Source organism: Psychroflexus salinarum, from assembly GCF_042677225.1.
Taxonomy (GTDB): domain Bacteria; phylum Bacteroidota; class Bacteroidia; order Flavobacteriales; family Flavobacteriaceae; genus Psychroflexus; species Psychroflexus salinarum.
This window is the reverse complement of record NZ_JBHTIV010000003.1, coordinates 24,986-37,981: the sequence shown is the minus strand read 5'-3', so window position 1 is coordinate 37,981 and position 12,996 is coordinate 24,986. Positions and strand designations below refer to the sequence as shown.

General features: G+C 35.0%; 13 protein-coding genes. 3 read left to right on the top strand and 10 right to left on the bottom strand.

Annotation, left to right across the window (positions count from 1 at the left end):
* The first annotated feature begins 168 nt into the window (after positions 1-168).
* Both ACFQ0R_RS01560 and ACFQ0R_RS01555 read left to right on the top strand, forming a co-directional pair.
* Positions 169-1,929 (top strand): ABC transporter ATP-binding protein, encoded by a 1,761-nt coding sequence (locus ACFQ0R_RS01560; protein ID WP_379656614.1) that lies wholly within the window; start codon positions 169-171, stop codon positions 1,927-1,929.
* A gap of 75 nt (positions 1,930-2,004) precedes the next feature.
* Positions 2,005-2,403, top strand: coding sequence for a PUR family DNA/RNA-binding protein (locus ACFQ0R_RS01555; protein WP_379656613.1), 399 nt, complete (start codon positions 2,005-2,007; stop codon positions 2,401-2,403).
* A gap of 102 nt (positions 2,404-2,505) precedes the next feature.
* On the opposite strand, the gene cydB is transcribed toward ACFQ0R_RS01555, so the two are convergent.
* The 10 genes from cydB to ACFQ0R_RS01505 all read right to left on the bottom strand — a co-directional run bounded on the left by cydB (position 2,506) and on the right by ACFQ0R_RS01505 (position 12,201).
* Positions 2,506-3,543 carry a cytochrome d ubiquinol oxidase subunit II gene (cydB, locus tag ACFQ0R_RS01550; protein ID WP_379656612.1) on the bottom strand — a complete coding sequence of 346 codons (1,038 nt, stop codon included), beginning with the start codon at positions 3,541-3,543 and terminating at the stop codon, positions 2,506-2,508.
* Positions 3,544-3,546: 3 nt separating this feature from the next.
* A complete protein-coding gene (locus ACFQ0R_RS01545) occupies positions 3,547-4,926 on the bottom strand; it encodes a cytochrome ubiquinol oxidase subunit I (protein WP_379656611.1) in 1,380 nt (459 codons plus the stop codon).
* Positions 4,927-5,054: 128 nt separating this feature from the next.
* On the bottom strand, positions 5,055-6,176 hold the full coding sequence (locus ACFQ0R_RS01540; protein ID WP_379656610.1) for an ABC transporter permease: 1,122 nt from the start codon (positions 6,174-6,176) through the stop codon (positions 5,055-5,057).
* Between the two features lie 26 nt (positions 6,177-6,202).
* The gene (locus ACFQ0R_RS01535; protein ID WP_379656609.1) at positions 6,203-7,309 is read right to left on the bottom strand and encodes an ABC transporter permease; all 1,107 of its coding nucleotides are present in this window, start codon (positions 7,307-7,309) and stop codon (positions 6,203-6,205) included.
* Positions 7,306-8,025: an ABC transporter ATP-binding protein gene (locus tag ACFQ0R_RS01530; RefSeq protein WP_224460817.1), complete on the bottom strand. Its 720-nt coding sequence runs from the start codon at positions 8,023-8,025 to the stop codon at positions 7,306-7,308. The genes ACFQ0R_RS01535 and ACFQ0R_RS01530 overlap by 4 nt, the downstream gene beginning before the upstream one ends.
* Positions 8,026-8,029: 4 nt before the next feature.
* Positions 8,030-8,935, bottom strand: a complete 906-nt coding sequence (locus ACFQ0R_RS01525) for an ABC transporter ATP-binding protein (RefSeq protein ID WP_379656608.1) — start codon at positions 8,933-8,935, stop codon at positions 8,030-8,032.
* On the bottom strand, positions 8,919-9,398 hold the full coding sequence (locus ACFQ0R_RS01520; protein WP_379656607.1) for an OsmC family protein: 480 nt from the start codon (positions 9,396-9,398) through the stop codon (positions 8,919-8,921). The genes ACFQ0R_RS01525 and ACFQ0R_RS01520 overlap by 17 nt, the downstream gene beginning before the upstream one ends.
* Positions 9,399-9,440: 42 nt before the next feature.
* The gene (locus ACFQ0R_RS01515) at positions 9,441-10,322 is read right to left on the bottom strand and encodes an HlyD family secretion protein (RefSeq protein ID WP_379656606.1); all 882 of its coding nucleotides are present in this window, start codon (positions 10,320-10,322) and stop codon (positions 9,441-9,443) included.
* Between the two features lies 1 nt (position 10,323).
* A complete protein-coding gene (locus ACFQ0R_RS01510; protein WP_379656605.1) occupies positions 10,324-11,571 on the bottom strand; it encodes a TolC family protein in 1,248 nt (415 codons plus the stop codon).
* A gap of 15 nt (positions 11,572-11,586) precedes the next feature.
* On the bottom strand, positions 11,587-12,201 hold the full coding sequence (locus tag ACFQ0R_RS01505; RefSeq protein ID WP_379656604.1) for a TetR/AcrR family transcriptional regulator: 615 nt from the start codon (positions 12,199-12,201) through the stop codon (positions 11,587-11,589).
* 272 nt (positions 12,202-12,473) lie between these two features.
* Between ACFQ0R_RS01505 and ACFQ0R_RS01500 the strand changes: the two genes are divergently transcribed.
* Positions 12,474-12,992, top strand: coding sequence for a c-type cytochrome (locus ACFQ0R_RS01500; RefSeq protein ID WP_379656603.1), 519 nt, complete (start codon positions 12,474-12,476; stop codon positions 12,990-12,992).
* The last annotated feature ends 4 nt before the right edge of the window (positions 12,993-12,996 follow it).

Sequence of the window (12,996 nt, the reverse complement as noted above, 5' to 3'; positions counted from 1 at the left end):
TTAGCGCAAAAATAATATTTAAAAGAAGAGTTTGAACCCTATTTTGATTTTTTTAAAGACAATATAAATTACAACAAGACAATTGCCTGTATAGACTTTTAAACTTTTGTTATTACAAAGGGCAATACAGTCTTTTGATTACATTTGCATCCTCAAAGTAAATTGTGGATGAAGGCCCTACAAAGTCTAAATAAATATTTGTTTAAATACAGAGGCAGATTGCTTCTTGGCTTTATCATAACCATCGGTGCACGTGTTTTTGCAGTTTTTACACCTCAACTTATTAGGAATTCTACAAACGCTATAGAGGATTATGTAAATGGTAATGAAGCCAGTGTTGCCGAAGTTAAAGAAGAGTTACTTATCAATATAGGTCTTATTATTGGTGCTGCTTTAGCTTCTGCAATCCTTACATTCTTGATGCGCCAAACTTTTATAGTCGTCTCCAGATATATTGAATATGATTTAAAAAATGAAATCTACACACAATACCAAAACCTATCTTTAGATTTTTACAAACGAAACCGGACGGGAGATTTGATGAACAGGATTTCTGAAGATGTTTCAAAAGTAAGAATGTACGTTGGTCCGGCTCTTATGTATGGAGTGCAAACACTTACTCTTTTTGTAGTAGTAATCTATTTTATGATTCAGGCAGCTCCAACTCTTACCTTGTACACATTGGTGCCCTTCCCTATTTTATCCTTTGCTATTTACAAATTGAGTGTAGCTATTAATAAGAGAAGTGCGGAGATCCAGCGATTTTTATCTTACCTTAATACCTATACTCAGGAAAGCTTTAGTGGCATTGCAGTTATTAAATCTTACGGAATTTTAAAGAAATTTAATACAGATTTTGAAAAACTATCTCACGAAAGCAAGGATAAAAATGTCAATCTGGCGAAAGTTGAAGCTTTCTTTTTTCCGCTTATGATTTTACTTATTGGCTTTAGTAATCTGTTTGTGATCTATTTTGGCGGAATGCAATACATCGATGGAAAAATTGAAAACGTAGGGGTTATAGTAGAATTTTTACTTTATGTAAATATGCTTACCTGGCCTGTCGCTTCTGTAGGATGGATCACCTCTATGGTGCAAAGAGCTGAAGCTTCTCAAGAACGTATCAATGAATTTTTAAGCGAAGTTCCCAATGTTAAAAATAATTCTACAAATTATTCTGAATCTATTAAGGGTGAAATCGAGTTTAGGAACGTTAGTTTTACTTATGAAGACACCAATATTGTTGCTTTAAAAAATGTGTCCTTTAAAGTAAAAAAAGGGGAAACCCTGGCTATTATGGGTAAAACTGGTTCTGGTAAATCAACGATTTTAGAATTAATAGGCCGATTATATGATGTAGATGAAGGCGAAATTTTAATAGATGGAAAACCTATTGAAAGTTATAACCTTAATAACTTGAGACAACAGCTTGGCTATGTGCCTCAGGATGCCTTTTTATTTAGTAGTTCAATTAGAGACAATATTAAATTTGGAAAAGCAGATGCTACCGAAGAGGACATTATAAGTGCAGCAAAAAACGCTGCAGTACATGAGAATATCATAGAGTTTAGTAAAGGATACGACACTGTACTAGGAGAACGTGGCATTACTTTATCTGGTGGTCAGAAACAGCGTGTCTCCATCGCTAGAGCAATTATTAAAAATCCGCAGATTGTATTATTTGATGACTGCTTATCCGCAGTAGATACAGAGACAGAAGAAGAGATTTTCAATAAGCTTAATAAAATTTCAAGTGATAAGACTTCAGTTGTAGTCAGTCATCGTGCTTCTTCTGCAAAAAATGCAAATCATATCATTATACTTGATAATGGTGAGATCCTCGAAGAAGGGACACATGCCGATCTTGTCGCTCAGAACGGTTACTATAAAGACCTATACAACAAACAACTTTCAGAAAAAGAAAATTGAAAATATATTTGAATTTTTGATTTTTTTTAAGACTTTTGAACAAACGTTATATTAATCTTATTTAACAAAGGTATTATGAGTGAACAAGGGTCGATGAAGAACGAAGACATTTTCTCGAAAGTGATAAGAGCTGGAAGAAGAACTTATTTTTTTGATGTAAGGTCAACCAAAGCAGATGATTATTATCTCACGATTACAGAAAGCAAAAAATTCACAAATGAAGATGGCTCTTTCTTTTATAGAAAGCACAAGATTTACTTGTACAAAGAAGATTTTGAAAATTTCAAAGAAGCCTTAGATGAAACAACCAATTTTATCATAGATAAAAAAGGAGAAGAAGTCATAAGTGATAAGCATCAGAAAGATTTCACTAAACCATCAGAAATGGAAACTAGTGGCTCAATCCATACAGAAGAACCTGCTACAAAAACAAGTGCTGCAGCTTTTACAAACATTAGCTTCGACGATATATAACTTATCCAAAAATTAAATAAAACAAAGCCCTGCAGGTTAACCTGCAGGGCTTTGTTGTTATAATCGATCGATCCAAATAGAAAGATTTATGATCTGGTCGCTTTAGTAAGATTCAAAATCAGATTTTACTTTACCCCAAAATGTTCTGTATACAAAATAACTGTACAGCAATACTAAAGGTCCTCCCACAGCAACAAACCCCATCATGATTTTTAAAGTTTTGGTGGAGGCGGCTGCATTGTAAATGGTAATGCTGTTTTCGATTGTAGAATTGGATAGAAGTAAACGCGGATATAATTCAAAAGCAACAATCACAAGCAGCAAAGCAATCGTAAGACTTGTAAATACAAACGCCCAGCCGTACTGTTTCTTGCTTGCCAATCTTGGTACATTGGCTATGCTTAAGAAAACAAGAAAAGGCACAACAAACAACGCTTGATTTTCTTCAAAAACTGTGAGCAAATGATCCACATAAAAAAAGCCATAAGATGTTGTTACAATATAGGATATGATGAAAAATGCCATTCCGAATTTCAGAAATTGCTGGATTCTATTAAAAAGTTCCCCTTCAGTTTTTAATAATAAATAAATAGCACCATGCATCATAAAAAGGGCTAGACTCGTCACACCTACAAGAATTGAAAATGGGTTTAAAAATTCAAAAAAACCTCTTCCTATGTACTCATAATTTTCATCCAGAGGCATACCATTTAAAATATTTCCTAAAACTACCCCAAGCAGAAATGCCAGCATTATACTAGAAATCGAATAACTCCAATCCCACATTTTTCTCCACCAAAGCATCTCTTCCATATTTCTGAATTTGATAGAGATCCCTCTAAAAATGATAAACAAAAGAAAAAGGATGAAAGGCGTGTACATGGCAGAAAAAAGGGTTCCGTAAAACACGGGGAATCCTGCAAAAAGAGTCCCGCCTCCTATGACAAGCCAAACTTCATTTCCATGCCATGTTGGGTCAATTGCTTTAAGTGCTGTTTCTCTACTTGAGTTTTTTCTGAAAAACATATGCCATGCGCCTGCCCCAAAATCGAAGCCGTCCAAGATTGCATAGCCAGAAAAAAGACCGCCTACTACCAAGAACCACCATGTTGGATAATCTAAACCTAAAAACGTTTCCATATTTTATTTTTTTGAAATGACTTCTGAAATTTCTTTGTTCAGGCTTCCTTGATCAAAATCAATTTCACTTTCAGGACCACTTTGGATTTTCTTATTCATCAAATACACGAACAATAGAAATAGAATAAAATATACAATGAAAAATAAAATCAGTGAAAATAAAACCTGATTGGCCTGTACGCTTTTTGACAATGCATCTGAAGTTCTAAGCAATCCATAAACTACCCAGGGCTGCCTTCCCATTTCTGCTGCAAACCAACCAAATTGATTTGCGAGTTGAGGCAAGAGTGCTGTAAAAACAAAAGTCCATAGCAACCATTTTTTCTCAAACAATTTACCACGCTTCCACTGCCACAACCCAAAGAGACTTATAGCTATTAGAAACATTCCGATAGCCACCATAAGGTGATAAAATTGAAATACAGCATTCACTTGAGAAGGCTGATCTTCTATGGGAAAGGCATTCAAACCAGTTACTGGAGTCTCAAAATCCTGATCCAGCATAAATGAAAGTCCTCCAGGGATTTTCAAACCTGTTGTTTCTTTATTCTCCTTATCTACCCATCCTAGCAAATATAAATCTGCTGGCGCCTCTGCTTCAAAATGCCCTTCCATAGCTGCTAATTTTGCAGGCTGGTTTTCTGAAACTCCTTCTGAAGATTGATGCCCTGTAAACAATTGTGCAAGGGAACAGACTGCGGCAACAACAAGTGTGATTTTAAATGCTTTTTTTGAAAGTAACACATAACGACCTTTTAGAATGTAGTAAGCATGTACACTTAGAATTAAAAACGTCCCGGCCAAAAAAGCTCCAAGCCAAACATGTGTCAATCGATCTACAGAAGACGGATTAAACACCATCGCCCAAAAATCTACAATTTCTGCCCTGGCCTGCATACCCTCGCCAACAATGTGATAACCAGCAGGGGTTTGTTGCCATGAATTTGCGATAACTATCCATACAGCAGAAAACATAGATCCTAAAAAAACAGCCCATGTTGCGACCAAATGCACCCAGGGTTTTACGCGATTCCATCCAAATAAAAGGATACCCAGTGCACTACTTTCTAGTGCAAAGGCAAAAATACCTTCAGCTGCAAGAGCACTTCCAAAAATATCACCCACATAACGCGAATAAGTTGCCCAGTTGGTGCCGAACTCAAACTCCATGACTATTCCCGTTACTACTCCAATACCAAAAGTAATTGCAAAAATTTTGGTCCAAAATTTTGCTAAAACTTCATATTCTTTCTTTTTCGTCCGTATATAGATACTTTCAAATACAACCATAATAAGACCAATTCCGATACTCAGAGGTGGATAGATATAATGAAATGCAATTGTGAAAGCAAACTGGATACGAGATAGAATTTCTACATCCATAGTTTTTATTTACAAAATAGAGATTTGTACTAAAAACCAGACGTAACCTGAGTTACTTAAATACAGATTTTACCTTTATTTAACCATTGTGTGACCTCTATTTAACGTGAATTCAAAACAGTAGCTTCTCAATTCTTTTTCTGATAATTCCAGACCGCTAAAAAGTTCATGACCAAAGCATAAATAAAGGTCTTCATAAAAATAACTCCTGTGTCCTGAAACGTAGAGCCTTTAAGCATGATCATTCGCATCATCTCTACGAAATAAGCTACAGGGTTGAGTTGCGTGAAGTTTTGCGCCCAAATCGGCATACTTTCAATAGGTGTAAACAAGCCACTCATTAAAATGAAGATTACTACAAAAAACCAGGCGATAAACATCGCTTGTTGTTGAGTGTCTGTGAAGTTGGAGATAAGCAGACCCATACCTAAAATCAATAATAAATAAAGGCTGGTATAGGCATAAATCAACATATTACTCCCTAGCATCGGAGTATTAAATATCAGCTTAGCTATGATCAATCCAATACTTAACAACATTAATCCAATCACCCAAAACGGAAATAGTTTGCCGACAATAAACTGCCATTTTTTTATTGGTGTGACATTAATTTGTTCTAATGTACCTATTTCTTTTTCCCGTACAATATTCATACTAGAGAGAAACAAAGTCAACATGGTGATGATGAGAACCAAAATTCCAGGAACCATCAACGTCTTATAATTCAAATTTTGATTGTACCAAAATGAAGTCACACTCTCTATGCTTGAATAGTTCAGACTTTGTTGAGCTGGGTTGTAGCTTTCTACCTTAATAGTTTTATTAAAATTTGAAATGATTTTTTGAATATATACATTTTGGACTCCAGCTGTAGCACCATCTATTGCATTTATTCTTACAGCAACTCTTGGATGATTGGCATTTTGAATATCCTTTTCAAAATGATTAGGAATTTCTAAAACTAGATCCACCTTGTCATTTAATATGGCTTCTTCAGCTAAAGCAAGTGATCCAAAATAAACAGGATTTTCAAAATAGGAAGACCCTTTTATATGCTCTATCAATTTTCGAGAAGAAAGACTTTTATCATAATCTATATAAGCCACTTGAATATTATCCACCTCATAAGTAGCAGCATTCGATAAAATAATAAGCTGAAGTAAGGGCAACACAAAAATGATAGGAAGCATTGCTTTGTTCCTAAATATTTGTTTGAACTCCTTTCTTATGATAATGAATACAATTTTCATGTCCTGTTTTTAATACTATGAATGCTTTAGGCTAATCTTATCTTGTATTTTTTGATACTGAGACCCAATAAAAAAATCGTCATTACCACTAAAATGAGCGTTTCTTTCCAGAAAAAACTAAAACCAACTCCTTTCAGCATAATTGATTTAATGATGATGATAAACCATTTGGCAGGAATAATATGACTGATTAGTTGCAAAGGATACGGCATACTTTCTATAGGAAAAATAAACCCAGATAATAAGATAGTAGGAAGCATTAAGCCCATCAATGAAATCATCATAGCGGTTTGCTGAGTTGAGGATAAGGTAGAAATCAAAATCCCTAAACTCAACGAAGTAACGATAAACAGAAGACTCTCGATAGATAGCCAGAATAAACTTCCCATTATCGGCATATGAAATACAAATACGCTTAAGAGAACAATAACAATAGCATTAATAAGAGATAAAAAAATGTAGGGCACCACTTTACCTGCAATTACTGTACTTGATTTTAAAGGAGAAACCAGCAAAATTTCCATCGTACCTACTTCCTTTTCTCGCGTAATTGATATGGAAGTCATCATTGCAGAAACCAGCATTAAGATGACGGTCATAACTCCTGGCACAAACATGTAAACACTTTCAAGGGCTGGATTAAAGGACATTCTGCTTTCAGATTGCACAAGTTGTGGTGGTGGGTCCTGCTGCAAATTCACCATTTGATATTTTACGACTATTGAATTGATGTAGTTGGTTATCGTGTTGGCTACATTGGGGTTGGTAGCATCGGTGATGATTTGCAATTTACTGGTTTTCGGACGTTGCAGATTTCTGGCAAAATCCTGGTCAAAAGTCACTACCGCTTTTATTTTACCCTTTTGGAATGCGGTTTCAATTTCTTTTTCACTTTGCAGATAATCGAGTACATTGAAATATTTAGAGGCCTTTAGATTGACTATAATTTCTTTTGAATTTTTATCATCAGCTTTATCAAGAATAGCGATATCAACGTTGTTGATTTCATTGGAAATCGCAAAACCAAACAGCAAAATCTGAGCGACAGGCATACCGAATAGGATAAAAAGAGAGCGCTTATCCCTGAAAATATGGTAAAACTCTTTTTTTACAAATCCTATAAACTTCTTCATCTGGCAAGGTTTAAAAATACTTCGTTCAATGTCTCTGCGCCAAATTCCTTTTTGAGAGCTTTTGGTGTATCCAAGGCCTTAATTTTGCCATCTACCATCATAGAAATTCGGTCGCAGTATTCGGCTTCATCCATATAATGCGTGGTCACAAAAATGGTGGTACCCCGATCTGCTGCTTCGTAGATCAATTCCCAAAACTGGCGTCGAGTGATGGGGTCAACTCCACCTGTAGGCTCGTCCAAAAACACGACTTTGGGTTGATGTAACAAGGCTACCGAAAAAGCTAATTTTTGTTTCAAACCCAGCGGTAAGTTTTTCACTAACTGCTTAACGTAGTTTTCTAAGCCTAAATTTTCTACAACCTGCTGGTATTTCTGCTGAAGTGTTTTCGCATTTAGACCATAAATCCCACCAAAAAATTGAATGTTTTCCTTAATGTTTAAATCATCGTACAAAGCAAATTTCTGACTCATGTAGCCGATGTTTTTTTTGACTAAATCCGCTTGAGTTGAAACTTTATAATTGGCAACCATGGCATCTCCTGCAGTAGGTTTGGAAATACCGATAAGCATTTTCATAGCCGTTGTTTTTCCTGCACCGTTAGCTCCTAGAAAACCGAAAATCTCACCTTTTTCAACTTCAAAATTTAGCTTATCTACCGCTGTAAAATCACCAAAGGACTTGGTTAGATTCGTTGCTTTAATTGTTGTTTCCATGAGTTTAGTTTCTTGAGAGTTCCATAAACACATCTTCAATTTCCGGAGAAATCAACTCTCCTTCAACGTCTTTGATTTCTTCATTTTTTAGATGATTTAGAACCTCATTCAAATCAAAATCTTTTCGAGAATCCATATAATGTAAGGACTCCCCAAAAGGATAAATGCTATGCGTGTGTTGATAACTCCCTAAAACTCGCAAGGCTTTATATATGGACGGAGTTTGAATGTTTAAAACTTGCTTAGCAAAGTTTTTGACAATAGCCGAAGGCGTATCAACCTGAAGAATTTCACCCTTATTTATAAAGGCTATACGGTCACACAAAGCAGCTTCATCCATATAGGGGGTCGATACAAATATGGTGATGCCCTTTTTTTGAAGCTTCTTCAACATATCCCAAAATTCATTTCTGGATACCGGGTCAACGCCTGTGGTAGGTTCGTCTAGAAACAAAACTTTTGGTTTGTGGATCAAGGCGCAACTCAGTGCTAGTTTTTGTTTCATCCCACCCGATAAATCTCCAGCTTTTCGTTTTTTGAAAGGTTCTATCTGTACATAAATATCTTTGATCAAATCGTAATTTTCTTCGATGCTGGAGTTAAAAATGGTAGCAAAAAAGTTTAGGTTTTCCTCTACCGTTAGATCCTGATAAAGCGAAAACTTACCCGGCATATAACCTATATTTTTTCTTAATTGCTTATAATCTGTAATCACATTATAACCTGCTACATTAGCCTGCCCTTCATCTGGTAAAAGTAAACTTGCCAAAATCCTAAAAAGCGTTGTTTTACCAGCACCATCGGGACCAATCAAGCCATAAAGCTCGTTTTCCTTGACCTCAAGACTAATGTGTTTCAAGGCTTTTAAATCCTTAAAGGATTTTGAAATATTACTAATTTGAAGGCTCACTTGCATAAGATTGTATGGTGATGGTTGGATGCATTGTAATTTCTGAATTTACCGAATTGGAAATAAGACAAGCTTTCTTTGCTTTCCAAAGAACCTTTTCGGCCTTTTCAACTAAAGCCTCGTCATTAACTACTACTTCTGGATACAATTGAATTTCACTCATCGCGAAACGCCCATCTATTTTCTTCAAAATTCCTTTCGACTTGCATTTATAACTTACAAACTCAAGCCTGGAATACTCAGAGATAGCTAGAAATGTAGTCATCAAGCAACTACTTACGGCAGATGTAAACAGGTGCTCTGGTGTCCAGGTATAGGGAATCCCGCCCGAAAATTGAGTTGGTGGTGCAACCTCTATTTCATTTGTAATGTTCTCTTCTGTATTCTCTAATTCTGGTGAATACATTTTCCCCCTACGGGTATTCAGCCATTCTATTTCAACATTATATTCGTGTTCAGTCATTATTTATTTATTTTGATTTTTAGACATTTTGTTTTAGTAGTTTTATTTCAACCAAACTTCTGCTGGCATGCCTATTTTGAGTTTTCCATCATTTTCAACTTCAACTTTAATCGCATAGACTAAAGCAACACGCTCTTCTTTCGTTTGGATAATTTTGGGAGTAAATTCGGCTTCATCAGCAATCCAGATGATTTGGCCTTTATAAGATAGCATGCCGTCTTGTGAATCTACTTTCACTTCTACTTTATCTCCTAAGGTAAACTCTGTTAATTGTGTTTCTGAAATATAGGCTCTAATTTCAAGCTTAGACAAATCAGCCATTTCAAATAAGGGTTTGCCATATTGTGCAACTTCCGAGGCCTCTGCATAGGTGTTGAGTACTCGACCATTAATAGGACTCTTAATCATGCTTTTCTGAAGTAAATCTTCCAATTCTTTTAACTGAATTTCTATGAGTTGAAGCTCAGTAAGTACTGAAGCATTTTTAGATTTAACGCTGTTAATTTGCTGATGCAAAGCGTTTATTTCTCCTTGAATATTGTCTAATTGTTGTTGAGTTGCTGCATTATCGCTTAGCATTTGTTTAATACGATTTCGATTTATTTTAGCGGTTTTTGCTCTTGCAGAAAGTACATTGATTTCTGCCAATACACTGGCAGAATTAGCTTGTACAACTTGCTTCTTCGCTTTAAGATTTTGCTTTTTGAGATGTAACGGAAGAGTATCCTGGTAACCTACAACTTGATTTTTTTGAAGAAGGCTTCCTTCATCTACATTTAGCTCTACGATCTTAGCTGTATTTTCTGCAGAAACCAATACGCTTGTAGTTTCGAAATTTCCATAAGCATCTGCTTTTTCATCTGTAGAACATGATGAGAAAGAGAATAGTAGAAGCAAGAATAGGAGTTGTGTTATAGTTTTCATTTTAGTGTCCTTTTATGGTATTATAATTTTGTTTAGCAAGCATCAACTCAATTTGATGTATCAGTTTTGAACTTTCACTCTCGTAGTATTGAGTTTGCTCAGCCAAAAAAGTGGAAGCGGTTATCAACCCATATTTGAGCTGAGAATAAGTTGCATCCATGATCTTTTGCCGCAATAGAATAATAGCGTCATCATCTTCTATGATTTGCTCTAAGCTTTTTATCTTTTGAAATTGTTCATCTAGTTCAGTTCTGGTATTTAATCGGAAAGTTTCTGCTTCTACAGAGAGCTCTTCTTTCTTAAAATCTAAACTTTTGCGTTTGTTTTTATTAGCATTCCAATCAAATAGTTTCCAGTTCAATTGAAGTCCTACAAATACATAATCTTGAAATTGATTGTCCAGCATATTCAAACCTGGATTGGAATATCCTGCATTAGCAAAAGCATTCAGTTGCGGTAAATTCTCTTTAGACATCAAATTTTGATTTGCTGTCAATTCTTCTTTTTTGGCCTGAAAAAAATTTAATTCTGGTCGCTGGAGAGAAGATCCATTATTGACCTTAATTTCACTAAACTGCAACTGATATACATCTGAAACCTTTATCCCTATTAAACCTGAAAGCGCATTTATAAGATATTGCTGATTGCCTTCAAACCCTGTAGTTTCTTGTTGTATCTTTAATAATTCTGCTTGGATAGCATCTTGTGCCGAGGCTATAATAACTCCACTATCTATGCCAGATTTTATTTCCAGCAATTGTTGTTGAAGTTGTTGGTTTCGCTTGGCTTGTAATTCAATTTTCTTTTGATAAAGTAAAATTGAAAAGTATACTTGATTGATGCGTTGTTTCAATTGATACAATCTAATGTCAACAGCCAACTGATCGGCTTGATTGGTTTTATTGATAAGATTTGACTTGGCACCAATCACCCCACTGCCATAAATTAACTGATTAATTTGCAATTCATTTCTGTATTGTTGCTTGTTTGGACCTTGTAAATCAGAATTTGGAATCGGCAAATTGATAACATCCGATTGATAACTAGCCCTTGATAACAGACTTATATGAGGAAGTTTTTCTGCATCTATCGCATCAGTTTCTGTAGATAATTGATTTTCTAACAGTTTTTTTTGTTTGACTAAAGGATAATTCTTTGCTGCCAGGTCATAGCAGTCATTTAAACTAAGTACCTTTTGAGCTTGTCCTACTATCCCAGTAAACAAGAATATAAGAATAAGTTTTTTCATTGACTCTTTATTTCTTTATGAATACTTTCTAACATCTCTGGTTAAACCTTTTTCAGCTTTCTGAATAAGTGAAATTAGATTTTCAATAATTGCATTTCCATGGCCGTCTATATCACTGCTAAAACCAGAGGACTTCCATTTGAACATTTGTAAACGAAAGGCTCCCATTATAATTTCAACTAAATTTCGGCTCTCTATCGCATTATTGAATTCACCATTAAGTTGACCATCCTGAATAATCGGCAAAAGCAGATCATACTTTACCTTCATAACTTCCCTTATCGCCTTATTTATTCGCTCACTTTCTTCTAGCAGGCCATCAGAAAAAACAACACTCACAAAATGGGGGTGCTGTTTAAAATAGGATATCTGATGAGCAAATAAATTCTCAAGTTGAAGGGTAGAAGAATCATTCTGTTCTATTACGTTTTCACAGCGCTCCTGCATACCATCAGCTAAATAATTTAGCATGCTCAAAATGATCTGTTCTTTACTTTTAAAATGTCTATAAAGAGCACTCTCTGAAAACTGCATTTCTGTTGCTATATTTTTTATGGTTAACCCGCTTATTCCTTCTCTGGTTAAAATTTTACCAGCTGAATTGATAATTTCTAATTGTCGATTTGTCATAAGTAAGTGAATATACACTCACAAAAGTAAATAGATTCAATCTGCTATAAATTAAATTTCATAATATTTAATAAAAAACTGATAACTATCAGCTTTCGAAAGAATAATGACAACATACTTATTAATGTTGAGTTTTTTAATTAAATTTAATAACCTAATAACCAGACACATATAGTGTGTTTTATAATAAACAGAAATTTGAATATGATTTGAATCATATAGCAAAAAAAAGGTAGACTATACTTTTGTTAAAGTAATTAAAATCAGAAAACATGAAAACACTTATTAAATTCACTTCCATTGTTCTCCTGGGCATGCTCATAGCTTGTGGCGGAAATGAGGAAAAGAAAGAAAAAGACCAAATAAAAGTTGGTCAAAAATCCAGCACTGAAAAAAAATCTGAACCGAAAAAACAATCTGGAACTGAAATTTCTGCAGAAGATGCTTTAGCTAATATAGGTATTGGCCCTATCAAATCTGTAGATGTAGGTGAAGGTATAAATAAAGAAATGGCTACTCGCGGTGAGAAGGTGTATAACAATCTTTGTACAGCTTGCCATAAGATGGAAAAGAAATTTGTTGGTCCGGCGCAAGGTGGTGTCACTGAACGTAGAAGCCCAGAGTGGATCATGAACATGATTCTTAATCCTCAAGAAATGATTAAAAAAGATCCTATTGCTAAACAATTGCTAATAGAGAGCAATATGGCGGTAATGGCCAATCAAAATGTGTCTAAAGAAGATGCACGCGCTATTCTAGAGTACTTCAGAGAATATGATAAGACTCATTAATCCT

Excerpts from the sequence above, each read along its gene's own strand:
- ACFQ0R_RS01540 (WP_379656610.1), bottom strand. The coding sequence starts at position 6,176 with ATGAAAATTGTATTCATTATCATAAGAAAGGAGTTCAAACAAATATTT.
- ACFQ0R_RS01515 (WP_379656606.1), bottom strand. The coding sequence starts at position 10,322 with ATGAAAACTATAACACAACTCCTATTCTTGCTTCTACTATTCTCTTTC.
- ACFQ0R_RS01500 (WP_379656603.1), top strand. The coding sequence starts at position 12,474 with ATGAAAACACTTATTAAATTCACTTCCATTGTTCTCCTGGGCATGCTC.
- ACFQ0R_RS01545 (WP_379656611.1), bottom strand. The coding sequence starts at position 4,926 with ATGGATGTAGAAATTCTATCTCGTATCCAGTTTGCTTTCACAATTGCA.
- ACFQ0R_RS01530 (WP_224460817.1), bottom strand. The coding sequence starts at position 8,025 with ATGGAAACAACAATTAAAGCAACGAATCTAACCAAGTCCTTTGGTGAT.
- ACFQ0R_RS01510 (WP_379656605.1), bottom strand. The coding sequence starts at position 11,571 with ATGAAAAAACTTATTCTTATATTCTTGTTTACTGGGATAGTAGGACAA.
- ACFQ0R_RS01520 (WP_379656607.1), bottom strand. The coding sequence starts at position 9,398 with ATGACTGAACACGAATATAATGTTGAAATAGAATGGCTGAATACCCGT.
- ACFQ0R_RS01535 (WP_379656609.1), bottom strand. The coding sequence starts at position 7,309 with ATGAAGAAGTTTATAGGATTTGTAAAAAAAGAGTTTTACCATATTTTC.
- cydB (WP_379656612.1), bottom strand. The coding sequence starts at position 3,543 with ATGGAAACGTTTTTAGGTTTAGATTATCCAACATGGTGGTTCTTGGTA.
- ACFQ0R_RS01560 (WP_379656614.1), top strand. The coding sequence starts at position 169 with ATGAAGGCCCTACAAAGTCTAAATAAATATTTGTTTAAATACAGAGGC.
- ACFQ0R_RS01505 (WP_379656604.1), bottom strand. The coding sequence starts at position 12,201 with ATGACAAATCGACAATTAGAAATTATCAATTCAGCTGGTAAAATTTTA.
- ACFQ0R_RS01555 (WP_379656613.1), top strand. The coding sequence starts at position 2,005 with ATGAGTGAACAAGGGTCGATGAAGAACGAAGACATTTTCTCGAAAGTG.